Genomic DNA, 25,487 nt, shown 5'->3' with positions numbered 1-25,487 from the left:
CCAGATACATATCAATAGATACTAGCGTTCTTTGATAAGTCATTTTTTAATCATTATAAATAAAATACCCTCATCCTCTTGCGAAGCAGTGCTTCTCATCCCAGAAGGATGAGGGTATTTTCAGCATCTATTTAAATATGAATAAATTGAACATTTTTTGATCAATTAAAGATATCTAATGAAATCTAGCAATCATTTAAAAATATTTATCTGTCCTTATGATTAGAAACGCCAATTATAGAACAAGTCAATTGCACGTTCTAAGGACTGACTCGCTTCCAAGTAAAGACGCTGATTCACCTGATAACGTAAAGTCAGTTTGTTCACCGGGGTAAAAACTCCGACGCCATAACGAAGATATAAATCAGGGGTAATATAGCCGGTCACCGACACCTGGGTATCATCCCCTGTTCCTTGTGCATCTAGTGCCAAACCACTCAAGCCAAACGTCCGTCCAATCTGGTTGGTCAGCGCGCGGGTTCCACCCAGGCCCAGACTGATACCTGCTGCGGCAATGGTATTATTCACATCAGATCTGAATCCTTCAGCCTGACTTAAACCGGATGCACCTTCGTTGATACGACCAGTAATCAAGGCATTTAAAGCTTCCTGCTCTGACAAGCCAGCATCATTATAAATCTGAATATTTGGGCTTGAAGCAGTGCCCGTCACCCGTACCCCGACCGTACTTCCCTGAACCGACTTATTGGCATCAACATCCAGCGTCGGATTGGTCAACTCACCATTAAAACGGGCAATGGCACGGTTCAGATCCAGACTCTGACCATAAGCTTCGATTTTCACCCGCTGTGATACCCCGATCGCACCATTGGCACGCATCGCAGTTTCCAGACCCCGCTGTGACAGATTGACCCGGCCCAATAGCGGAATACGGCTATCAAAGCCCTGAAATATCACTTGATTACCCAGAGAAACCGCCACATCAGCCCGAATATCCCAAGGACGGGCCGATTTGAGAATAGCCAGCTGGTCATCACCTTCACGCACCACACGTACATCTGAAGAAAGTCCGACCACAGGTTCTGAGGCTTCAGGCATAGAAATTAGTGCACGTGGCACATCAACCGTACCACTTAGACTCAGCTTTTTATTGAATGGATACATGTCCAAGGTTAAATCGGGCGTAACCACGGCAGTAATTAAAGGTGCCTGACGAATCAGCAGATTTTCACCTTGCAGTTTTAACTGTACTCGCGGATCACCTTTCCAGTCGACTGAACCGGTCAATTTACCCACGCCACGACCACTGTTAAATGCACCATTAATACTGGCAGAATTCTGACGTATCGATGAATACAACTGCACATTGGTCAGATTCACCGGCAAGGAGATCATGCTGATCGAAGCATCTTTGACTCGAACCTCACCTTCCAGCAAAGGATCAGTTAAGGTTCCACTCACTTTTCCGGCATAGGACAAGGTGCCATCCAGATTACGGATGTCCTGAATAAAGGGTTTAAAGACTTTAAGCTGTACCTGATTAAAGGCAATTTCGCCACGCATCGGTTTACTGTCCCGATATGGATCAATAATGACATTGGCATACCCTGTCCCGATATCCGGAGTTTTTACATCCAGTCGAACTTGTAAGCCTTCTGCGACACTTTTTGCCACCAGACCCACTTCATCATATTTTAGGGTAGAACCTAAATAATCCGGGTCTTCCGAAGATAAGCCGACCACACCACTTCGGGTGACCAGACGCGCATCGATTTTTGGTTTAGCACCTTGCGCCCAGGCTGCCTTGGCATAACCGTTCACTTTACCGGTCAATGCCAGCCCTTCAGGCAGGAATGCACTGAAATCATCCAGATCCAGGTTTTGGGTCACAAAGGATACGCTGCCACGGGTTTTATTGACCCGAATCGGTTGATCAAAACACAACTGGCTTTGCTGACTCATCCAGCAATGTGCACCGACAAACAGATCAGACTGGGCCGCATTATAAATCACTGCCGCATTTTGACGCTGTACTAAATGAGCACGCAAAGAGTCAAAATCACCTTTTTGAATCTGACCCAGCCAGTTATTTTGTGCATTAAAGCCACCGGCCAGCTGCACAAAGAATTTTGACAGTTTATTTTCTGCCTGAACTTTAAGGATATGCGCCGCACGAGTACCGGCAAGTGATATTTCCCCGCGTACAATTTCCCGTGAACCGCTACGCAAGCGATCCATTGTGGCAGTTAATAAGGTTGCTGTGGTCTGCGAGGTCGGCAACTGCCCGCGGACACGAATTTTTTGCACACTCATCAGGTTTTTAAAGGCAAAATTATCAATCGAAAGATTTGCCGAAGCCTGCAAACGTGGCTGCGCCTGCATATTGATATAGCCCTGCGCACGACCTCTTAAGCCCGGATATAACTCATACAATGCTGGTGCGTTGACTTTGAGTTGCAGATTCTGCGCATTGCCGGTGGCCTGAATCTGGTTGCTGGCATAAGACAGGAACAGGTTATTGGCTTCAAACTGCTCTGGAACAAAACCACGCTGATTTGAATTAATAATGACTGATAAATTACCTGTGCCTCGTACCGGCTTGTTATTTAACATACCGGCCAGATTCAAACGCTGGATCTGAATGCGTTTTAAGGCATCTGACCAAACCCCTTGGGTTTTTACATTGCCCGACAACTCGCCTTTCAGGTTGGCATTAAAATATTGCGGCTTAAAGTGGATTAATGAAGCGTTAATATCCCAGTCAATACCATTTGCCAGATTCACCAGACCATTGGCATTAATCTTGCCAGCGATACCATCATGACGCAATTCATTGACTCTCAATACTTCTGGTGTACCTGAAACACGCAGTTTCAGGATTCCCTGACTGGCTTGCAACTGACTGGCATTTAAAGCCCCATCATAATTGACTGCATAGCCTCTAAAACCACCGCCGGCTTTTTCATTATGGAATAATAAAGCAATGGTACTGTTACCGGTCAGACGTACTGTTTCGTTCTGTTCTGCCAGGCGCCCAGTCAGGTCTACATTAGACAGTTTAATAATCTGCTGATTGGGTTGTGCATAGCCATTGGCCTTGATCTGGCCATTTAAACGGTCTATCGGTGAAGCCGCAGCCAGACTTCGGGTATTTAAGTCTTTGGCGTTTAATAATGCAGTCCATTTCAACTGGCGTTTTTCTTGTGGCAGTTCAATTCGCGCATGACCGCTTAAGCTACCTGCCTGTGCATTGGCGCTATAATTGAAGCTCGGCACATTTAGAATATTATTTTTCAGATCCAGTTTGGCCTGATACATGCCTGCTGGCAGAAGACCTTGTTCGTGCTGTTCGACTTTGGTTGCCACATGAATATTCTGCTGGCCTTCGACCAGTGCCAGTTTCACATCGCCAGACTGACTGCTGAGCCAGCCGACATAGGGTACGGCGCGGTCGATATTTTGCCAGGCAACATCCAGAAGAATCGGTTGTGCTTTATTGTCTTTAACCGGATTCTGATCCAGTTTGATATTCCAAGTTTCATAACGGTCAAAATCTACCAGCGCCGTCAGATGCAGGCCATTTTCCAGATTGCCTTTTGAGGCAATATTGCCATCCAGGCTTGGTGGTAAAAAGTCTTGTACGACTTGCGGGATACGTTCATGCTTAGGATCAATTCCGTTTAATCGTCCGTTCAGATCCCAGCTTACCTGTTCGTTCCAGCCCACTGTCCCGGCAAGGCTAACCGCACCTTTCATCAGCTGGCCATTCAGATCGGTAATGTTGAGCTGATTGACCAGATCGGTATACATCACCGCGTTATACTGGCCTTGTGGAATATTTTCACCGCTCAGGTCGGTACGGACGTTCAAGTCCAGACGATCGATATCTCCATTGAACTCGGCAATCCCGTCTTTCGTAAACAGTTTCTGCTCAGTCAGAATCGGCCAGTTATAATCCTTAAATTTTAACTCGCCACGCATCGGCACCTGGGGCCGCATTGGATGTACGATGGCCCAACCGGTTAATAAATCGGGTGTATTGGTCGCTACGCCTGCCTGAATCGTATCCAGCGTGCCACGCGCCCGAACCTGAATATCATGAATATTCAAGCTGTCTCTTAAAGAAGGCAGATTGACGATTGCGCGGGCATCCAGTGGATATTTGCCTTCAAACTGCATTTTACCCGTCGCTTCACGCACCGAGAGATAACCCATATCCATGCGGGAATCTTCAAAGTTTAATTCGGTACCAGACCAGAGCGCATCATTTAATTCGATATTATAAAAATCAACTGCCGTGGTTTGGGTTTTAATCATCAGATGATCAAGGAGCAGATGATCGACGCGCAGCACAAAAGGCAAACGGATGGCATTGAACTTGAAAGGTTCGCTGCTAGACGGAGTTTTATTAATAATTTGCAGGTTACGGACATCTGCTTCATTCAGATGAATTTCTTTTTTGATGATCGCCCGCCAGCCCAGTTTTACATCAGCACGATCAATTTTGACATCGACCGGTTTCAGGCTGACCAGCACATTTTTAAGAATAATTCCACGCCATAAATTTCCGCCTTCATATTCATAATGAATAATTTGCTGGCGTTGTAATACCTGATCTAGCAGGAACTTACTGCCCTGATTGGTCGAAAACAGCAGCGCCAGCACAGAGAGCAGGAAAATGAGTGAGAAAAGTACCGACAACAGGATACTTCTCAATATACGGCGCTTTTTCGGCACAACGCTATCTTGTGGTTGTTGTTCTGGCTGTGGTTGGTTCTCGACCATGATGTACCCAAATAACTATTTTTAAAAAATGATGTTTTATAGCTGCGAACCAATAAAGAAATGCAGACGAATTGGGTGATTGTCATCAGACAATCCAGTCGCCACATCGATACGAATCGGTCCAATCGGTGAGGCCCAACGTATCCCCACACCCGCACCATATTCGGTCGGATTACTGAACTCTTTATTATAAGCATTTCCGGCATCTGCAAAAACCGCAGCACGCCAGCCTTCCCTAAACTGATAGTTATACTCTAAGGAAGCAACCCCTAAGGCCTGACCACCGACTTTAAAGCCTTCAATTTCCGGAGAAAGACTCTTGTAATCAAAACCACGAATGCTCTGGTCACCACCGGTGAAATATCTCAGGTTATACGGCACTTTGGCAAAATCTTCAGTGAAGATATAACCGGCATCGGCACGTCCAACAAACTGATGATCTGCATTTTCACCCAATGAATAGATAAAACGCCAGCCTGCATTTACAATCGCCATATCTGCATCAGACAATAACGCCTCACTACCCAGCTCGACTTTGTAGGTCTGCTTGAAACCCTTGGTCGGATTGACCCGACGATCGGTATCGGTACGTGAAACTTCATAACCGACCAGTAACGACTGCTGTTCATCTTCGGTATTAAAGCGAAACGCTTCCGGAATCTGGTTAAAATCAACAGAACCATTCTGCTTCAAGCGATCCAGACGGTAACGCGCTCCAAAAGTACGCTGCCAGTTACCCAGCGGGTTTTTAATAATCCGGTCTACACCCAGCACTGCCGATTCAATTTGCAGACCTTCACCTTGAGCCACGCCATCACGTTCTTCGCGCTCATAACCACCGACAATACTGACATAATCATTCAGCGGATGGTGATAAGGAATGTTATAACGACCATCGATGGACTGCCGGATACCGGACAACTCGAGGTTGGCATCAAAAGAATGTCCGCGCTTATTTACAATGGCGCGGCGGTACTGACCACGTAGACGGATATTGGTATCTGTTCCATAACCCAGACCCAGTTCAGCACTGTTTAAACGGTCTGCATTTAAAGTCACAATCACTGGAACTTTCTTCTCTTCCCGCGCTTGTGCCTTTAAATGCTCCTGCTCATTTTCTTTGGTCTGCTGCTCGACCCGCAAGCTTCTTAAATTTGGATTTTCCTGATCGCGGCTACCGGCAAACTGGTCTTCATCGACGACATTTTGAGTGACTTCTTTAGCAGATGCCACTGAGCGATCAGGCTGTATCGCAGTCGCCTGATCTTCAGAAAGTTTCTGTTCTTCTATCAGGCTTTGAATATCCGGTGCCAGCTCCAGCTCCCTGTCAACCGGATCAGGGCGAATTGCGTCCACCAGGGTATAGTTAAAATAGCGCGAGTTGGTCAGGTTATTGGCCAGGCTATTCACTCGCCAGAAGGTATAGTCTGCACCATCTTTCCAGGTGACCAGACTTTCGAGTACATCACGATCCAGCGGAAATTCCTTTTCAGGATCACTCATTCTAAACTCGACATTGCCCAGCTTGTAACGCTCGCCTGTCTCGAAACGTAGATTTACATCGGCCGTATTTTGTGGCTGTGAAATCTTGACATCATGCAAGCGCCAGTATGAATCAAAATAACCGTTGTTATTGGCGGCAGTATTAATCCGTTGTTTGGTCTGTTCATAATTGCCGTGATTGAAAATATCGCCCTCTTCCTGCTCAGGCAAAAGACTGATGACCTGGAATTGCGGCTGTTCCGCACCCGCTCCGCTAAATTCCAGATTTTGTGTAGTGATCAGCACAGGTTCATTCGGGGTGACAAAAACCCGAACGCGACTATCAGAGATTTTTTCAAACCTGAACTGGGCATTGTAATAACCGACTGCCTGTGCCGCCTGTCGGGACAAGGTTCGCAGTTGTGGCAAAGCGGAATTAAAGTCGCCAAAAGACTCCTGGGTAAAACTGGACAGTTTGGCTTTGACATTATTTCTTAAATTCAGATAGCCTTCAGGCTCAGCTCTACGATTCAGCATACCATTGCTTTGCGCAATACCTTCGCCGTTCATAATCACCACATCCGCACTAATTCGCGGAACTCTCGCGGTCATGATCTGACGTGGCGGACGGATTTTATAAAATAGTCGTTTAAAAATATTGGGACGTTTCTCATCTTCAGCAACAAGTGGCCCCGTTACTTCTGGCAAAGTCATGCCGGCTTCATTATTTTGTACAATAATCTGGCTGTCTGCCTGAATCGATTGCATCAACTGGTCGACATTTACAGGTGCCTGATTGATTTCAAGTAACTCTTGCTGACTGATATCTGCTACGACTGTTTCAGCGGTCTGGGTATTGCGATAATTTTGTGCTTCCTGCTTGGCTTGCTCGGCCTCACGATAAATTTCATTCGCCATGTTCTGGTCAATGGACTGGATCGGCAGCTCTTCCAGATCATCGAACTGGATCGGTGTAAATACGTCCAGACCGGAGCCTGCATTTTGCTGTTGCTCCAGCATCAACATGCTGTCGACAGATGCTTCCGGCTGTATCGCTTCTTCAATTTTTTCGGTGGCTTCATTTTCAGATGTGACCAGTCCCTGTCGCATCGCTTCTTTGGACAGTTCATCTACCATTTCTGCCTGAGAAATGGCCACAGGTGTTTCAGGCTGTTCGATTTGTGCCATGCTCTGATGGGATAACATCATAAAAAAAATGCTCATACACAACTGTGCCCCACTCTGAAGTGGTATAAGCGACCCCATACTGCGATGAAGCATCGTTTTTTTAAATTTTTTCTTTGCAGGCATGGCAAACTCGAAACGAATACATTCTTTAATTGATTATTTGACCGAAAAATATAAGCTAAAGAGCTTAATTGATTGGTTTTTACCTTTACATGGCTGAAAGTATCTTACATGATTTTTCTCAATGTTTACGCATAACTGACATTTCTTAATAAAACTTAATGTAGCACGCTCTATATGAACAAAAATGAACATTTGTTAGCTTCTCGGCGCTTTTTACCGATGTTTCTGACGCAGTTTTTTGGTGCATTAAACGATAATGTATTTAAACAAGCGTTACTCCTAGTCATCACCTACGGCTGGATTCAGCAACAATCGGCCAGCATCAGCACCTTGAATAATCTGGCTGCTTTGCTGTTTATCCTGCCTTATTTTATTTTTTCAGCCACCGCCGGACAAATTGCCGATAAATACGAACGTTCACAGCTGATTCGCTATTTAAAGATTCTGGAAATTGTGATTATGTTGTTGGGAACGGTGGGTTTCCTGCTTGGCAACCTCTGGATTCTGTTATTTGCCTTGTTCCTGATGGGAACCCAGTCCACCTTCTTTGGCCCAATCAAATATGCCATTTTACCGGAAGTGCTAAAACCCAATGAGCTGATGTCTGGCAATGCCCTGTTTCAGTCCGGAACATCGCTGGCAATTTTATTCGGTATGATTCTGGGTGGTGCGGTCATTGCTGCATCTTCTGGTAATCTGATCTGGATCAGTTTAACAGTCGTTGTGATCGCCCTGATTGGTTATGGATCGAGTCGTTATATTCTCAAACAGAATATCCCTGCGCCAGAACTGCAAATTGACTGGAATTTTTTCCGTACCAGCTTGCAAACATTAAAATATGCCCAGGGTTTGCCATTAGTCTTTACCATTTTATTGGGCAACTCATGGTACTGGTTTTACGGCGCAACCTATCTGACTCAAATCCCTCAACTGACCTTGCAAAATCTGCATGCCTCTGAAAATGTTGCCAGCCTGCTCTTAACTTTCTTTTCTGTCGGAATCGGGCTAGGTTCATATTTATGCCGTAAAATTGGCGGCAGCAAGGTCAATATCAAGATGGTGCCTTTTGGCGCAATCGGTCTGGTGATCTTTGCCCTATATCTGGCCGCGAGTCTGGCCTTTGTTCCAGCACGTACCGGTGAATTAATCGGTCTGGCTGATGTGTTTCAGCAAGGCTGGAGTTATTACCATGTGATGCTGGCAGTGACCTTACTCGGGATTAGTGGCGGTTTTTATATTGTACCGCTTTATGCCATGATGCAGGCGCATTCTCCCCGCTCACATCGTGCGCGTGTGGTTGCAGCAAATAACATTCTGAATGCCGTTTTCATGGTATCTTCTGCTATATTTTCGATTATTATTTTAAGTATTTTAGAGCTTGATCTTAAAATACTTTTTTGTATTACCGCAGTGTTGAGCGGCCTGTTTACCCTATGGCTGCTTTTCCGACTCAAACCCATGATCAAAACCGCGAAAACACCCTTGGAGGATTAATTCATGCGTCAATATACAGGTGTCGACAAGCTGATTCATTCTTTTGATCAGGCATTACGCAGTCTCGTCCCGGGCACGACATCGGCACAACGTGAAAATCCAGCCCAACCGGTAGAAACACAATTGACGGTGAGCGATGCCCGTCATGTGGCAGGTTTGATGCGGGTCAATCATAGTGGTGAAGTGTGTGCACAGGCGCTCTATCATGGTCAGGCCATGACGGCGAAACTTCCGAATGTGCGTCGTGAGATGGAACAGGCGGCAGTTGAAGAACAGGATCATCTGGCCTGGTGTGAAGACCGCTTGAAAGAACTGGATAGCCATACCAGTCTGCTCAATCCGGTCTGGTACGGCCTGTCCTTTGGTATGGGCGCGCTGGCCGGAATTGCCGGTGATAAATACAGTCTGGGTTTTGTCGCAGAAACTGAACGTCAGGTGAGCATGCATTTGCAGCATCATATCAGTCAGTTGCCGCCGCAAGATGAGCGTTCTCGGCGCATTCTGGAACAGATGAATGAAGATGAGCTGCATCATCGGGATACAGCGTTGAAGGCAGGCGGTGTAGATCTGCCTGCTCCGGTCAAAATCACCATGACAGCTATTTCCAAACTCATGACCAAGACCAGTTATTTTATTTAAAAAGATCGATCCGATCTCAGCCCACGCATTGTGGGCTTTTTATTACGCTTCAAATCTTGAGCGAGATAATAAACTCAAGGCATCTGGCGATCTTATTACTTATAAGCTCTATAAAATGATAGAGATTCTCCACAGCATCCTTTTAATCTTTTTTGCTCATTTCAGAAAGTAGGTCTAACTGGATTTCCTGGATTTGCGCCAACCGTTCCCATTGATGCAGCAGCAGATGATCTAATTTTTCATGTAAATGCTGAATTTCCAGTTCAGCTTTTAAGTTGATCTGATAATCATTTTGCGAACGTAAGCGGTCTTTTGCTTCCTGTCTGTTCTGGCTCATCATAATAATAGGTGCCTGAATCGCCGCAAGACAGGAAAGGATTAAATTCAATAGAATAAATGGATAAGGGTCTGCAGGCTGAGTCACCATCACCACAGTATTTATCGTAATCCATAGACCTAGAAAAATTGCAAAACAGATCAGAAAGACCCAGCTTCCACCAAAAGTTGCAACTTTATCGGCCAGCCTTTCACCCAAGGTCCACTTTTGCTCTAATTCCGTTTCCACATTTTTGGTGATCAGTTCATGCTGATGCATGCTATGAATCACTTCGACCTCAAGATCTGTGACCTCACCCTTTTCCAAACTTAATAATGAATGTACATACTGCATGCGATAGCGGGTTAGATCTGTCTGACAAATATAATCTTGCGGCGTCCAGACTGGAATATCCTTGCCAATCTCTTCAGTAATGACTTTTCTGACCGTTCCCATCGGAGTAAGATCTTTCAGAAGAAAGTGCTTGCCGCACACCAAACATTTATGGCTCTCATTTTTTTCTTTCATGATAATTCTCTTTTTAAACCAGCTCACTCAGCTATAATTTTTATATAATTGTTTTTATTAAATAAATTTGATCCCTTGGATATCAATTATATATCAAGTCCGTCTGGTCTTTTGAATAAATGAATTTCACCTCGGTTTTATTTTGGATTGATAAAATACTTAACCAAGCGCACTATGATCTGATCATTCAAGGTAATTTTCAGATCGATTCAATCCTACTATCTATACATGACTTAAATTTACTATAATCATAATGATAATAAAAAAGGGCTTCATTGTGCGCCATTCATACCATCTTGAAAAACATTATATCGAACGTGCGGGCTGGCTTCGTGCAGCTGTACTGGGGGCAAATGACGGGATTATTTCGGTCACCAGTCTGGTGGTGGGTATCGCAGCCAGTGGAGCATCCACTGAAATTTTATTGGTAACCTGTGTTGCCGGATTGATTTCTGGCGCCGCATCAATGGCAGCTGGTGAATATATTTCAGTAAAATCCCAGCAAGATATTGAAACCAATGATCTACTCATGGAAGAGCGCGAACTGCAACGCCATCCCACCCATGAATTAAATGAGCTCAAAACGATTTATATACAACGAGGTCTGGAACCCGCTTTGGCACAACAGGTCGCTGAACAGTTGACCGACCATAATGCCTTGGATGCCCATGCCCGGGATGAAATTGGTATTTCAGCACATACCTCGGCTCAGCCCTTTCTCGCTGCATTTTCTTCGGCTATGGCATTTACGGTAGGTTCATTATTTCCTTTAATTTCAATCATGATTCTACCGGAACACTATCTGGATAAAGGCGTCATGCTGATTGGCGTTTTAAGTTTGGGGATGATGGGTGCACTGGCGAGCTATGCCGGTGGAGTGAGCGTCTGGAGAGGTGCAGTTCGGGTGATGCTGTGGGGAATTATCGCCATGTTATTCAGTGCGTGGATCGGATCATTATTTAATGTGTCTGTTGCCTAAATATGGGTTTATTTTTTAGTTAAATACAGAATAGGATTGAGCGGTTCTTCTATTAACATCACTGAAAAATGTTTTTTCGAAAAACTAACGGCTCTAACAAAACTTGAGTTTATTTTAATTTACGTTCAGTTTTAATTTAGACGCTTAAACCTTAAGATCTATGTCTGAGAGGTATTGTTATGGAAACTACGATCATTCTTGCCATCTTGGCGATCATTATCGTATTGCTGATCATTTTTTATAACAAGAAAAAGTGAAATAGCGATGATTCATTTCTTGCTACTTTGAGGTTTTTTATCGAGCTTAAAATAAATTCCAGAGCTTTAAATCAATCAAATATTAATTCCCTGTCGGAAAACCATGAAATCCCCATTGGATCACATAAAGGATCCCAAGGATTAAAATCACCGAAACCACAATTTCCAATATTTTCATTTTTAAATGATTCCTAAACTCCACCTGAGCCATCTTATCTGAATTTTTCTTTTCATATAAAAACAAAAAACTGCATCATAAAAAAGCCTGATATTGCTTGATCAGGCTGGTTAATTATTCTTACTGGATAAATTGTATTAGCAGAAAATCATGTGATTCGATTTAAATCAACTGTTCAACTCTTGGGAAACAATGTAACTCATGCTCGAATACAGGGTCTTGCCAGATATCAAACATGGGAACTTTTACATCCAAAGCCAGGGGCAATTTTTTTTCATTAAACTGCATATCTCGAAGATCTGATCCCCAGGCAATCAGATCTACATCCAGGGTAATTTGATGCGATGGACGTGTCCGCCCTGATGCCTGTTCCAGCTGTTTGAGCAGCTCAATAATTTCTGCACTCGACACCGAACTTTTTAATAGACATGCCGCATTCCAGTAGTCAGCTCCAATGCCATCCCGGCAAGGAATCCTATAAATGGGAGAGAACTGGACTTCTCCCCATTCAGAAATACCTTGCTGTGCAGCTTGAAAATGTTGCTGAGGATGACAATTACTCGCTAATGCTAGAGCGAAAATCGTTTCGGTGGCGTTCAAGACGTATCCCTACAGAATTGGCTTGCGCGATAATGGCAGGCTTACGGATCGTAATATTAATCGATTCAATTGCTGTAAAGGTAGTAAAAAGTGCATTCAGCACTAACTTTGCTGCATGTTCAATCAATTCAGGCTGAGCTTCTTGAATGACCTTGGCTGAAATCTCACAAATTTCTGCATAATTCAGCGTATCTGCAAGTGCATCTGAATTTGATGCCTGTTCTAAATCGGTTTGAATGGTCAAATCCAGCATTAAAGGCTGAATAATTTGACGCTCCCAGTTAAAGCAGCCCACGACTGTTTCAACCTTTAAACCTTCAATAATAATGGCGTCCATTGGATTGCTCGAGAATATGATATTTACAACTAATCCCCCTAAATCCCTCTTTTATAAAGAGGAACTTTTATCACTTATACTTTATCAAGCAGTGAAACACTCCTCCCTGAGCTATTTTAAAGCGCTGCTTTAAAATTTGCGCAAGGAAGGGAGGTCGGGAGGGATTAAATTAATGCTTTAACAGCAGATTCGGATCCATGCTCTGCACCATTTGCAAACGCTGATCGGCATAGATATCGGTATACGGCGCCAGAATTCGCATGAAACGGTCGAAATACAACATTTGCTTGAACAGCAAGGCAAAGTCACGCGGGAACCGAATCCCATGACGTTCACCCACAGCCACCATATCCATCATGATATCGTTCAGGTCAGCAGGATTTGAAGTGAGCAGTTCCTGTGGATCTGCCATCAATACACCACTAAATAAACGTTCCAGATCAGCAGCCAAGACTTTGGTATCAATCTGCACAGCGGTCATGCCCATTTTCAGCATGTTTTGCGCCATCAGCTCATAATTGGTATGTTGCAATGAATCCATAAATGCCATACATGCCGTCCATACCTCAGGCTTGAGCTGACCGACAATACCGAAATCAATAAAACCGACACGGCCATCTTCGAGCAGCATCAGGTTGCCTGCATGCAAATCGGCATGAAAACTGTTACACATCATCAGGCTGCCAAACCAGGTGTTCATTGCGGTAATGAGTACTTGAGATGGATCTTTGGATACTTTTTTGACCACTTCAAAATCGGTCAATGGCACACCATACAAGCGTTGCATGGTCAGCACACGACGGGTCGAATACTGATGATAAACCTTAGGTGCAGTCGCTGCCTTATTATTGGTGATATTCAGATAATTGACAAAATCATCCAGATTCTGTGCTTCTTCGATAAAATCAACTTCACGTACCATCCGGGTTTTGATTTCATCAACAATATCGGCCAGCGAAGCGAATTTGACTTTGGGCACGGCTTTTTCCAGCACTTTGGTCGCCCAGTGCAGTACATTTAAATCGGTGTATAAAATGGTTTCCACACCCGGTTTTTGTACCTTAATCACGACATCTTTGCCAGACACCAGCTTGGCCGCATGCACCTGTGCAATAGACGCAGAGGCCAATGGCGTTTCATCAATCGAGGCAAAGATCTCATCCAGATTACGCCCTTCAAATTCAGAGGCCAACACTTGCTGGATATAACTGAACGGCAAGCGTGGAGTCTGATCCAGACAGCCCTGAAATTCTTCTACATATTCACGCGGAAATAGAGACGGCGTACTGGCAATAAACTGCCCCAGCTTGATATAAGTTGAACCCAGAGATTCAAAAGTCTCCCGCATGAGTTTGGCATTGCTTGGCTTTTCAGTAGCATATTTAAAGCCCGCCTTTGCCGCAACGACCGCTGTTTCTCCCATGCGGGCAACTGAACGTATTCCATCTAACCAGATATTGTTTTTCATAATGTCTTAGGAAAAATTAATTACATGCAGTGTAGCAAAAAAATATTAATTTGCAGGCTTATCTTGCCTGACAGATCGGACAATCTGTATCTTTTTCGAAAGCGAGAATCCGCTGCTTAAAACTCAATCCATCCCATAACAGCAGTTTTTGTCTGAGTGGCATCAATCCCAAACCCAGATATAACAAGGCATGATGGGCTTGCAAGCTGGCCATCACGTTAGGCGTGGTCGCCAGTACTCCGGAATCTGCACAGCGCAGACTTTCATCGGCCTGATTCTCGGGTGGGAACAGGCAGGCATAGCAGGCCGAATCCCCTTCGAGCATAAAAAGTTGCCCTTGCAGGCCAATCGCCGAGGCACTCAACAAAGGTACATTCAGTTCTACACAGCGCTGATTAACCAGATAACGTGTCGCAAACTGGTCGCAACCATCCAGCACCAAGTCCTGATGCCGAATCACACTGACTGCATTTTCAGCCGTTAAGGCCTGATTAATATATTCAACCTGTACGTTTGGATTAATTTGGCCCAGTCGTTTCGCCAGAATTTCTGCTTTGTAAAGTCCAAGATCCTGCGGTGTAAATGCAAGTTGTCGCTGTAAATTGCTCATCTCGATCGTATCTGGATCGATTAGGGTAATTTTTCCTACACCGGCACGTGCCAAAAGTTCTGCCAGTGCACAGCCAATTCCACCACAACCAACAATGCAGACATTAGAAAATTTTAACCGTTCTTGAGCGTCAATATCCCAGTCATCTAAGAGAATCTGACGGCTATACAAATGTAATTCAGCATCGGTGAGTTCGAATTCTGGGGATATGGCATCCATATTAAATGTAGACAACGTCTTTCCTTGTTTCGAAAATTTTTAACAATGATCGCAAAATTGGCTTTACTGATGTTTCTAAAGGCTAAAAATCTTTGGAAGATCAATTTCACAGTCAATTCACAGCACATCAATAAATGGTTTGGCCATCGCTGAGCCAAATAGCATATCAGCTAAACGCTCGGTATCAAGCTGCAGCCACTAGAGCTTGGCATGATTTTTTTGAATCACCTCAATTAAACAGTTCCGGCAAATGGCTCTCCAGTTTATAAAAGGCGTCAGACCTGCTGTTATTAAAATCTTTGCTATTAAATTACCCTGTACATTAAGTTGCCTTGTTTAGCGATTCTGTAGTCTCTGCCTGCATTTGCGTATAAAAATGTATGAGTTCAGTGAGACCTCAGGCATCTGTCTCTAAATATACCCGAATCGCGGATAAGAAATTGACTTGAAAAATAAGAGGACTAGAGCCATCAGTTGAGTTACCACACCAAACTCACAACTCTCGTCCTGATGTTCAATAGTACCGAATTATTCTGCGTAATTGATGATTTTTTTCTTAAATTTGAATCAACTTATTGGGAGTTTCTCAAACAAAACCGTGGTTCCTTAAGAATCAGAACTGCTCAACTTACAATTTCAGAAATCTGCTTTATTGCCATTTGGTACAAATGCTCTCATTTCAATAATTTCAAAGCCTTTTTCAGCTGGTTAAAAGAAGATAAAAGCCATTTATTTAAGTACTTGCCTTGCTATCAAAGGATGATTCATCTGATCAATATGCATGAATTAGCTCTACACGCTTTACATGTGGCACTGATGAAAGGCCAAGGTACACAATATTTATGGATTGATTCAACAACTCTGCCAGTTTGTAAAAATCAACGTATTCAGCGTCATAAATCATTAATCCAAATTGCATCACGTGGTAGAAGCTCAATGGGCTGGTTTTATGGCTGTAAATTACATATTGCAATGAATCAATTTGGTGAAATTGCCTGTTCTGCTTTATCGAATGGACATGTTGCTGACATAAAAATGGTTGAGCAATTGGTTGCTGGTATAGAAGCAAAACTTTACGGGGATCGGGGCTACATCAGCCAAGAATTAAAAATTAGATTGAAAGATCAAGGTATTGATTTAATTACTTATCATCGGAAGAATATGCAGGCTATTCAACTCTGTGCATCAGATGAATATCACCTAAGACAACGCAATAAAATAGAAACATTATTCAGCTTATTGAAGGGGCAATACAATTTAGTGACGAGTAAAGCACGTAGTCTTCATGGATTTCTGAGTGGAATTTACGCCTCACTATGTGCATATCAATTAACCCATCGAAATAAGCCAACAATTCAAATTAAGGAATCATCGGCTTAAGCAGGATTCGGGTTAAATATGATTAATCTGAAAATACCAAGCAATCTTTTCAAGTTTTCATAAAATCGTATGGAGAACATACATGACCGAGCATAACAATACTCAACATGATAATCGTGAAAAATTATGGGAATTGATCAAGGATGTCCGTTACACCATGATCAGCCATTTAACTGACACCCATGAAATCCATTCCCAGCCAATGACCATGCTGAACTCCGAACAGATGAATGAACGTCAAAATTTATATTTCATCCTGCGTAATACCAATGATCTGGTCAAAGCAGCAGAAACAGGCCGTGGTCAAATTGGATTGTCTTTTGCAAAACCATCAGATGGTATTTATGTGTCGATTAGTGCACATGCTCAGATCAGTACTGACCGCATCTTGATTGAGCAATTATGGAATCCCTGGGCTGAAAACTGGTTTGAAGGCAAGGATGATCCGACTGTACGGGTATTGATTGCTGAAGCGGTCAGCGCTGAATACTGGAATGTGACCGACAATAAAGTCACCCAGCTCTTTAAAGCTTTAACTTTAAAAGGTGGCGTTACCGGTGAAGCGGGTGAGCCACATGCGGAACACCAAAAAGTAAATTTACAAACCAATATTTGGTAATGGATACATTTAGCCTCTTAAGACTAAGAGGCTAAATTTTTGATATATTTAATCTTAAACCTTGTCGTAATTTCAATGTAATTACATCAACAATGTATTTCGCTTAATTTAATTCGTACTTTTGAAAATAAAATCTTGTAAAAATCAGTCCTATCTCTAATTTAAAATTTAACTAGAAAATGCTGTATTTTGTCAAAAAACCACAGGCTGCCATGGCAGCCTTTTAGCACTCAATCAAAAAAACTAACTGACTCGCTTCATTTCTTGAAGTTTGGCAATTTCCTGCTGTTTGAGTAAATTTCGCTGAATTTTTCCACTCGATGTTTTAGGTAAACACTCGACAAATTCAATCTCTTTTGGGTAGGCATGCTTGGATAGGCGTGAACGCACATAGCTTTGCAGCTTCAGCATGAGTTCTTCAGTGGCTGGATAGACTGGTTTAAGTACCACAAAGGCTTTTACAATTTCTGTTCGTTCTGGATCTGGTTTACCAACGACTGCAGATTCAAGCACTTCTTCACATTCCAGCAAGGTACTTTCTACATCAAAAGGCCCCACCCGATAGCCTGAGGTTGTAATGACATCATCCGCACGTCCAATAAAATCAATACCGCCATATTCATTCAGTTTTACAGTGTCACCGGTTAAATAATACTGCCCGACAAAAGACTTTCGATTATGACCGGCATAGCCTTTAAACCACATCAAGGGTGAAGCCGAACAGTCAATTGCCAAGATTCCAATCCCGCCTTTTTCGACTTCCTGATGTTTTGGGTTCAATACCGCAAAGCGATGCCCCGGAATCGCAAATCCAGCTGAACCCACTTTTTTATGATGCTCCAAGCCATGATGATTGGCGATCACCATACCGAGTTCAGTCTGTCCATATTGATCATAAATATTCACATTTAAATCATGATTGAACCACTGGATCACTTCAGGCGTAAGCGGTTCACCTGCACTACTGACCACACGCAAATGCGAACTGATGCCTGCATCAAATTTTTCTTTAAAGCCAAAGAACATCCGGAATGCAGTTGGCGAGCCAGTCAGGTTACTGACTTTATATTTCTCAATGATATGTACAGCATTATCGACGCTAAATCCACGTTCATCCATAATGATGCTATGACCTAAACTGAGCGGGCCCGCAATGCCATAATATAGTCCATAGGCCCAACCTGGGTCGGCCAGATTCCAGAAGGAATCTTCTTCTCGCAGATCTACGGCGTGCAGCATATAGCCTTTAAAGGCCAACAACGCTTTTAAAGGTACAGGAACCGATTTTGCCAAGCCTGTGGTGCCTGAAGTAAACATCATCAGAAAAATATCATTAAATTGGCCACTCACTGGCTCAAACTCTTCTGACTGCTGCTTTAACTCGGTCCAAAAGTCAGCATCCGGATAATGATCTGCCACTGCCTGATGTACGGTCAGAATATTTGGAATATTCAGATCATGCAGTTTCAAGCGCTGCTCTTGATCGGTGACAATCAGTTGAGTAGCGGCTGTACTCATACGATGCTCAATTGCTTTACTTTCAAAGGCAGTGAACAAAGGCTGATAGATAGCACCGATCCGCCAGGTGGCCAAAATAGTAATTAAGAGTGCAGGTGTTCTTGGCAGTAGTCCAGCTATACAATCTCCTGCTTTTAAACCCAGAGAATGCATATAATTGGCCAGCTGTCCTGAAGCAGTTGCCAATTGTTCAAATGTCCACTGCTCTGTTTGACCATTTTTGCCTTCCCAGATCAGTGCGGTTCGGTTTTGGCCAAGGTAACGTCCACAACATTCAGTATAGGCATTGATGGACTCTGCATTTCCAGCCAGATGTTCCTGAACCATATTTTCAAAATTGAAATCAACATATGCTTGTTCTAGTGTCTTCATGACGACAACCTCTATCCTGTTGTATTTTTCAGGCGACCTTGCCTGAGTGTGTCCACTTATCGTTGTTGTTCCTGCTGATTCCATCAGCATAGTTTCTTCACATCTAATTCATGCCTGATGACTAAGACATGAATCATGCTGCTTTATTTATCTTCTGCGTACTGTCTGTCTTTAGCTAATCAGGGTTGCTTGATCCTGGCAATTTCCATATCCATCAACCGAAATGCCAGATTTGAATATCGACCAAAATCTATTTTTTAATCAAAATCAACGTTGACAGACTTCACGCGCAATCACCAAACGTTGAATATCCGATGCACCTTCATAAATTTGGCTCACGCGCACATCACGGTAAATACGCTCTACTGGAAAATCAGAGACATAACCGTAGCCACCATGAATCTGAATCGCATCGGAACAGACCCGTTCTGCAATGGTTGATGCAAACAGTTTTGCCATTGAGGCTTCTTTTAAGCAGGCTAAACCAGCATCTTTTAAAGTTGCCGCATGCAAGGTCAGCTGACGTGCCGCTTCAATTTGTGTCGCCATATCTGCCAGCCTGAAAGCCACTGCCTGATGCTGCACAATTTCTACACCAAAGGCTTTACGTTCATTGGCATATTCCACCGCTGCATCCAGCGCAGCCCGAGCCATCCCGACTGATTGTGCTGCAATACCAATACGACCAGATTCAAGATTGGACAAGGCAATTTTGTAGCCTTCACCTTCCTGACCCAGCAGGTTTTCCACCGGAATCCGGCAGTTATCCAGAACAATCGTCGCGGTATCGGAACAATGCTGACCCATTTTCTCCTCTAGGCGTGACACGATATAACCCGGTGCATCGGTCGGTACCAGAAAACATGAAATGCCTTTTTTCCCTGCCAATTTATCTGTCACAGCAAAGACTAATGCGATCTGTGCATGTTTGCCCGTGGTAATAAACTGCTTGGTGCCATTAAGTACCCATTCATCGCCATCACGTTCGGCCCTACATTCTAAAGAACTGGCATCTGAACCGGCCTGAGGTTCTGTCAAGCAGAAACAACCCAGCCATTCACCGGTGGCCAGTTTAGTTAAATACTGCTGTTTCTGTGCTTCGGTGCCATAACGCTGGGTAATCCCACAAGGCAAAGAATTCTGCACACTGATAATAGTCGAAATTGCCCCATCTCCTGCGGCAATTTCCTCAAGTGCCAAAACCAGAGAAACATAATCCAGACCTGCACCGCCCCATTCTTCAGCAACGGTCATACCCAGTGCGCCAAGCTCACCCAGTTCTTTGAGTTCTTGTGCAGGAAATTGTGCTGTTTTATCGCGTAAGGCCGCTGTTGGTTTCAGTTTCTGCTGCGAATAATTGCGCATCATGTCCTGAATCATTTTTTGTTCATCATTTAAAATCATTGAACTTCCCTTTCTATATCTATTTTATTTACTTCAAGCTTTTTACTATTGAGATCGTTGGAACGTCAGTTAAGGCGGCATGGATGTCGCCTGCGAAACTGAGATACAGGGATGTATCTTCAGTTTCGCAAAGGATTTTTGTTTCTTTTGATCCTTCAAAAGAAAATGCATGCTTAAACAAAGTCATTTAAATTCAATGAGAAACTGGCAGCTGTGCAAATCATCATGTCCTATATAAATCGAAGACTTATTTAGGCTGCATGCGAATCGCGCCATCCAGACGAATCACTTCACCATTTAAATAGCTATTTTCAAAAATATGCCCCACCAGCTGGGCAAATTCCTGAGGTTTAGCCAAACGTGATGGGAATGGCACCATTTGTCCCAAAGCATCCTGAACATTTTGCGGCATACCTTTTAGCATCGGGGTTTCCATAATGCCCGGGGCGATGGTCATCACTCGAATGGCTTCACGTGCCAGTTCACGAGCCAAAGGTAAAGTCATCGCCACCACTGCACCTTTGGAAGCAGCATAAGCGGTCTGGCCAATTTGACCATCATAAGCGGCGACCGAAGCGGTATTTACAATCACGCCACGCTCTTCTTCACCAGATTGCAGTTCATATTTTGCAATTAACGCCGCTGCATGACGTAGCATATTAAATGTGCCATTCACGTTAATATTCAGCACTTTTTGGAACATCGCCAATTCATGAATACCGTTACGCCCCAGCACTTTGGCAGAAGGTGCAATACCTGCGCAGTTGATCAAACCATTCAGTTGAGCATACGCATTTTCGACATGTGCAAAGAACGTTTCTACGGCCTGCTCATCGGTGACATCTAGCTGTACAAATTCAGCCTGCTCACCCAGTTGTTGCTGTAATGCCTCACCCTGCTCTTGATTCATATCGACCAGAATCACTTTGGCACCGTGTGCAACCAGATGCGTGGCTGTCGCTGCACCCAAACCCGATGCTCCCCCGGTAATCACAACGACTTTTCCCTGAATTTTCATATTTCTTCCCTGATAATTTTCTATTTGAGATACGACTTAATATGCAGAGTAAACAGAGTTTTTATTCTGTACAATTTCCAAATATTGCATCTTGCCTGAGGTATTTGGACAATAAAAATGAGGATGTCACACTGAACATGCATAAGCCTGCACTGGAATATAGCAAAGGGACTATTTCGATCGACTTGGTCAAGGAAGCCTTGCTCGATGCCAAACGATTAGAATTTGATATCTCTACTATTCTGAAAAAAGCCAATATTCCAGCCGAAGTACTCAATGCACCTCAAGCGCGCGTGTCGGTAAGCCAGTTTGCCCAATTATGGACAGTGCTTGCAGACAGCATGAATGACGAATTTTTTGGCATGGACAGTCATGCCATGCGCCGTGGCAGCTTTAAATTGCTTTCAAAAATGCTTATGCAGGCAGATACACTGGAAAAGGCGCTACAACACATTTTGCAATTTCTCAACTTGATTCTGGACGATCTGCAAAGCACGCTTCTCGTTGAGGAACACTATGCCTATATCGTGATTTATGATTTAAAATCTACAAAACGCATGTTTAGTTATGCGACCTATCTGATGCTGATTCATACCTTGATCTGCTGGTTAAGTGGACAACGGATTTTGCTGAATCAGATTCAATTAAAATGTCCTGCACCACTCGATGATTTTGATTATAAAGTCCGTTTTTGTGAACAGATTGAATATCAGGCCAATGAAAACTATGTGCAGTTTGATGCAAGCTATCTGCAACTGCCGATTAAGCAGGATGCTCAATCCTGGTATCAGTTTATTCAACAAACGCCTCACAATTTATTGGTGCGTTTTAAAAATCCTTATGCACTCAGCACCCAGATTCGCAGACAGCTTCTGCAAGTTTCACCGTCAGAATGGCTAGAACTGAATGATCTTGCCTCAAAAATGAATATGTCCGAGGCGACCATGCAACGGCGTTTAAAAAGCGAAGGGGTCAGCTACCAGCAATTAAAAAATGAAATACGCCGGGATACCGCAATCGAATTATTGACGCGTACTGAGCAAAGCTTGCAAGACATCAGTGACCAGCTCAACTTCCAGGAATCCAGCGCCTTTCATCGTGCCTTTAAGAAATGGACTGGAGTCAGTCCGGGAGCTTATCGTCAAAATAATATTAGATAATTTATATAAATTGATACTTAAAAAATATTAATAAAATTTTATTGAAACTTAAGTTCATATTTTTACTGTGATTATAAATTTCAAGCCCTGCAGCATATATTAGCAGGACTACACAGTCATCCAGAAAGCTTTGCAATTCGCCTGAGAATAGATTATTTTTCACTCAATTTATAGCACTTTGCTATTAGCTGTACTCCCAAATTTTCTCCTAAGTTGAAGGTATTTTCATGTTAAAGATGACTGATGTTCTTGAACAGAATCTTGTTCAAAACTTCGCCAATGCTTTAGTTCATTCAGCTGATCAAATCTCTGAACAGCTTAATCAAGCTATTTTAAGTGCCTCTGACTCAGCGCTTAAAGATGTTGTGGTTCAGTTCTTTAACCGTGTTGATGCAACTGAAACTGCGGCAGCCTTAGAAATTCCGGCAGATCGCATTGTCGCCCTGCAACAAGGTATTGCGCTCAAAGATGAACAATACTTGGCAGATACCGTGAAAGTTGTAGCGCTTTGTCTGGCAATGGAAACCGGTGGCTTAGATCAAGTCGAAGTCTATGACTGCCTGCAAGACTATCCGATGTAATTCTTTTAAAGAATTTAACAAAAGTGATGCTCTGGCATCACTTTTTTCTTTATAGGATAGTAATAGAATGTCATTAAAAATACTGGATATTTCAGATGTTAATCTAAGAATTTAAAAAACCAAAAAAAAAAGCGACCAAATCGGTCGCTCTTTTCATAAAGAAGGATTAAAAATTAATGCGGCCACTGACCCAAAGTCACCCGATCATTACCGCCATAATCTTTTACGGTACGGACCTTTTTATAACCGGCCTGCTTAAATAGATGCTGCACGGCATCAGCCTGATCATAACCATGCTCAAGCACCACCCAGCCATTGACGGTTAAATGCTTTTTGGCCTGAATAATAATGTCTTCCAAATCAGCCAAGCCCTTTTTATCCGCAACCAGTGCACGTTGCGGCTCGGTCGCCAGATGCTGCATATGTGCATCATCCGGATCGATATACGGCGGATTTGAAGCAATCACATCAAAGAACTGACGGCCAAATGGTTTCAACCACGAACCCAGAACGAATTCTACATTCTCAATATCATGTTGTTCTGCATTATATTTGGCTACTTCAAGCGTAGGCGCATAAATATCTGATGCAACAATCACCCATTCAGGACGCTCCGATGCAAGCGATAAGGCAATTGCACCTGTGCCTGTACCCAAATCCACCACACGGGCATCTTCAGGCAAATCTAACTTTAACACGGTTTCAACCAGCACTTCAGTATCAGGACGCGGCACCAACGTATCTTTGCTGACTTTCAGATCCAAAGTCCAGAATGGTTGTGAACCGGTGACATAAGCCAAAGGTTCACCGGCAGCAATTCGTGCCAGACCATCCTTATAAGCTTGTTCCTGCTCAGGCGTCAATTCCTGATCTTTTTTCATCAACAGATCAAATGAATCAATCTTGGTGATGTGTTCCAGCAACCAGGCATTTTCCTGACGCTCATAACTTTCAGCTTCACCGCGTAAAGCCAGCGCTTGTAAAATATTCATTATCCACCATTCTGCTGTGCAAGCATGGCCAACTGATCGGCCTGATATTCGCGATGCAGGCTGTCCAGCAATTCGGTCAAATCACCTTCCATGACCGCATCCAGCTTGTATAAAGTCAGGTTAATGCGGTGGTCGGTCATACGACCTTGAGGGTAATTATAGGTACGAATACGTTCTGAACGATCCCCTGAACCAACCAGATCACGACGCATTTCAGAGGTTGCAGCATCGGCAGCAGCCCGTTTGGCATTTTCTAAACGAGACACCAAAAGTGCCATCGCTTTGGCTTTGTTTTTGTGTTGCGAACGTTCATCCTGACACTCCACTACCGTGCCTGTCGGTAAATGGGTAATACGTACCGCAGAATCAGTTTTGTTAATATGCTGACCACCAGCACCTGAGGCACGGTAAGTATCAATCCGCAAATCCGAGGAATTGATTTCTACCGAAGTATCGACATCGACTTCCGGTAAGATCGCAACGGTACAAGCAGACGTATGTACACGACCTTGCGATTCGGTTGCTGGCACACGTTGTACACGATGCGCACCACTCTCAAACTTCAAGCGACCATATACACCGTCACCATTGATCAGGCAAATCACTTCTTTATAACCGCCGTGTTCACCTTCATTTTCTGACAGGATTTCAATACGCCAGCCTTGATTTTCTGCATATTTACTATACATGCGATACAGATCGCCCGAGAAAATCGCTGCTTCATCGCCGCCGGTTCCGGCACGAATTTCCAGATAAGCAGAGTTGGCATCATTTGGATCTTTTGGAATCATCAGAATATTCAGGTCTGATTCAAGCGCTTCAATCAAAGCTTTATTTTCTTTGATTTCCTCTTGTGCCATTTCCTTAAAGTCCGGGTCCGACAACATGGCCTGAGCTGTTTCAATATCTTCTTCAGCCTGTCTGTACTTGCTCCAAACGCTGGTGATTTCTGCCAGGTCATTATGCTCACGCGACAGCTGACGAAAACGTTTATTGTCTGAAATTACTTCTATATCAGCCAATAATGCTGTCAGCTCTTCGTGGCGGTCAGAGAGTTGGTCTAATCGTAAACGTAACGATTCTTTCATTTTTTAAAAAATCTCAAAACATAGGCTGCAACTAAAAACCGATTTAGCACAGCGAAATCAAAAAATTGCGCCTAGTTTAACGATTCTGGCTTCTAATGAACATCATTATTGAGTAAGTCCACGCCGCTATCATTCTCTCTCGGCAGCATTTGTTAACAAATAAGATTAAAAATAGTGGAATTGCCTTTTTT

General features: G+C 43.5%; 19 protein-coding genes. 7 read left to right on the top strand and 12 right to left on the bottom strand.

Translation table 11 applies throughout. The features are described from left to right. Nucleotides 1-222 precede the first annotated feature (222 nt). Both FTV30_RS05215 and FTV30_RS05210 read right to left on the bottom strand, forming a co-directional pair. Nucleotides 223-4,746 carry a translocation/assembly module TamB domain-containing protein gene (locus FTV30_RS05215; protein ID WP_180001147.1) on the bottom strand — a complete coding sequence of 1,508 codons (4,524 nt, stop codon included), beginning with the start codon at nt 4,744-4,746 and terminating at the stop codon, nt 223-225. Between the two features lie 36 nt (nt 4,747-4,782). Further along, nucleotides 4,783-7,539 (bottom strand): autotransporter assembly complex family protein, encoded by a 2,757-nt coding sequence (locus FTV30_RS05210; RefSeq protein ID WP_180001146.1) that lies wholly within the window; start codon nt 7,537-7,539, stop codon nt 4,783-4,785. 174 nt (nt 7,540-7,713) lie between these two features. On the opposite strand from FTV30_RS05210, the gene FTV30_RS05205 reads away from it, so the two are divergent. Continuing rightward, on the top strand, nt 7,714-9,033 hold the full coding sequence (locus FTV30_RS05205) for an MFS transporter (protein WP_180001145.1): 1,320 nt from the start codon (nt 7,714-7,716) through the stop codon (nt 9,031-9,033). Nucleotides 9,034-9,036: 3 nt separating this feature from the next. Further along, nucleotides 9,037-9,672 carry a 2-polyprenyl-3-methyl-6-methoxy-1,4-benzoquinone monooxygenase gene (gene coq7, locus FTV30_RS05200; protein WP_100355338.1) on the top strand — a complete coding sequence of 212 codons (636 nt, stop codon included), beginning with the start codon at nt 9,037-9,039 and terminating at the stop codon, nt 9,670-9,672. Between the two features lie 142 nt (nt 9,673-9,814). Here coq7 and FTV30_RS05195 read toward each other — a convergent pair whose 3' ends face one another. Beyond that, nucleotides 9,815-10,516 (bottom strand): DUF1003 domain-containing protein, encoded by a 702-nt coding sequence (locus FTV30_RS05195; RefSeq protein WP_005097208.1) that lies wholly within the window; start codon nt 10,514-10,516, stop codon nt 9,815-9,817. Between the two features lie 277 nt (nt 10,517-10,793). Here FTV30_RS05195 and FTV30_RS05190 point away from each other — a divergent pair, with 277 nt between their 5' ends. Continuing rightward, on the top strand, nt 10,794-11,495 hold the full coding sequence (locus FTV30_RS05190) for a VIT family protein (RefSeq protein ID WP_005097209.1): 702 nt from the start codon (nt 10,794-10,796) through the stop codon (nt 11,493-11,495). A gap of 597 nt (nt 11,496-12,092) precedes the next feature. Here the strand turns inward: FTV30_RS05190 and FTV30_RS05185 are convergent. From FTV30_RS05185 to FTV30_RS05170, 4 genes are all read right to left on the bottom strand, one after another. Next, nucleotides 12,093-12,530 (bottom strand): 2-amino-4-hydroxy-6-hydroxymethyldihydropteridine diphosphokinase, encoded by a 438-nt coding sequence (locus FTV30_RS05185; RefSeq protein WP_005170538.1) that lies wholly within the window; start codon nt 12,528-12,530, stop codon nt 12,093-12,095. Continuing rightward, nucleotides 12,487-12,867 carry a dihydroneopterin aldolase gene (gene folB / locus FTV30_RS05180; protein ID WP_074383219.1) on the bottom strand — a complete coding sequence of 127 codons (381 nt, stop codon included), beginning with the start codon at nt 12,865-12,867 and terminating at the stop codon, nt 12,487-12,489. The genes FTV30_RS05185 and folB overlap by 44 nt, the downstream gene beginning before the upstream one ends. 169 nt (nt 12,868-13,036) lie before the next feature. Further along, the gene (locus FTV30_RS05175) at nt 13,037-14,335 is read right to left on the bottom strand and encodes an AarF/ABC1/UbiB kinase family protein (protein ID WP_180001144.1); all 1,299 of its coding nucleotides are present in this window, start codon (nt 14,333-14,335) and stop codon (nt 13,037-13,039) included. 58 nt (nt 14,336-14,393) lie between these two features. After that, nucleotides 14,394-15,164 carry a HesA/MoeB/ThiF family protein gene (locus FTV30_RS05170; protein WP_034608477.1) on the bottom strand — a complete coding sequence of 257 codons (771 nt, stop codon included), beginning with the start codon at nt 15,162-15,164 and terminating at the stop codon, nt 14,394-14,396. Between the two features lie 510 nt (nt 15,165-15,674). Between FTV30_RS05170 and FTV30_RS05165 the strand changes: the two genes are divergently transcribed. Next, entirely contained in the window at nt 15,675-16,544 is an 870-nt protein-coding gene (locus FTV30_RS05165) for an IS982 family transposase (protein ID WP_005096218.1), read from the top strand. Between the two features lie 82 nt (nt 16,545-16,626). Next, nucleotides 16,627-17,163 carry a pyridoxamine 5'-phosphate oxidase family protein gene (locus FTV30_RS05160; protein WP_180001143.1) on the top strand — a complete coding sequence of 179 codons (537 nt, stop codon included), beginning with the start codon at nt 16,627-16,629 and terminating at the stop codon, nt 17,161-17,163. 243 nt (nt 17,164-17,406) lie between these two features. Here the strand turns inward: FTV30_RS05160 and FTV30_RS05155 are convergent, their stop codons facing one another. The 3 genes from FTV30_RS05155 to FTV30_RS05145 form a co-directional block, all read right to left on the bottom strand. After that, entirely contained in the window at nt 17,407-19,053 is a 1,647-nt protein-coding gene (locus FTV30_RS05155) for an AMP-binding protein (RefSeq protein WP_180001142.1), read from the bottom strand. Between the two features lie 267 nt (nt 19,054-19,320). Beyond that, complete coding sequence (locus FTV30_RS05150; RefSeq protein WP_100355343.1) at nt 19,321-20,457, bottom strand: acyl-CoA dehydrogenase family protein; 1,137 nt, start codon at nt 20,455-20,457, stop codon at nt 19,321-19,323. A gap of 247 nt (nt 20,458-20,704) precedes the next feature. Next, nucleotides 20,705-21,475 (bottom strand): 3-hydroxyacyl-CoA dehydrogenase, encoded by a 771-nt coding sequence (locus FTV30_RS05145; protein ID WP_005097220.1) that lies wholly within the window; start codon nt 21,473-21,475, stop codon nt 20,705-20,707. Between the two features lie 137 nt (nt 21,476-21,612). Here FTV30_RS05145 and FTV30_RS05140 point away from each other — a divergent pair, with 137 nt between their 5' ends. Continuing rightward, a complete protein-coding gene (locus tag FTV30_RS05140; RefSeq protein ID WP_180001141.1) occupies nt 21,613-22,635 on the top strand; it encodes an AraC family transcriptional regulator in 1,023 nt (340 codons plus the stop codon). 227 nt (nt 22,636-22,862) lie between these two features. Beyond that, nucleotides 22,863-23,216, top strand: coding sequence for a hypothetical protein (locus FTV30_RS05135; RefSeq protein WP_005170516.1), 354 nt, complete (start codon nt 22,863-22,865; stop codon nt 23,214-23,216). 173 nt (nt 23,217-23,389) lie between these two features. On the opposite strand, the gene prmC is transcribed toward FTV30_RS05135, so the two are convergent. Continuing rightward, nucleotides 23,390-24,208: a peptide chain release factor N(5)-glutamine methyltransferase gene (prmC, locus tag FTV30_RS05130; protein WP_005097223.1), complete on the bottom strand. Its 819-nt coding sequence runs from the start codon at nt 24,206-24,208 to the stop codon at nt 23,390-23,392. After that, nucleotides 24,208-25,296, bottom strand: a complete 1,089-nt coding sequence (prfA, locus tag FTV30_RS05125) for a peptide chain release factor 1 (protein WP_180001140.1) — start codon at nt 25,294-25,296, stop codon at nt 24,208-24,210. Before prfA ends, prmC begins: the two co-directional genes overlap by 1 nt. Nucleotides 25,297-25,487 lie beyond the last annotated feature (191 nt).

Origin of the sequence: Acinetobacter sp. YH12255, assembly GCF_013417355.1 — a bacterium.
Taxonomy (GTDB): Bacteria; Pseudomonadota; Gammaproteobacteria; order Pseudomonadales; family Moraxellaceae; genus Acinetobacter; species Acinetobacter pseudolwoffii.
This window is presented reverse-complemented; position numbering and strand designations above follow the sequence as displayed.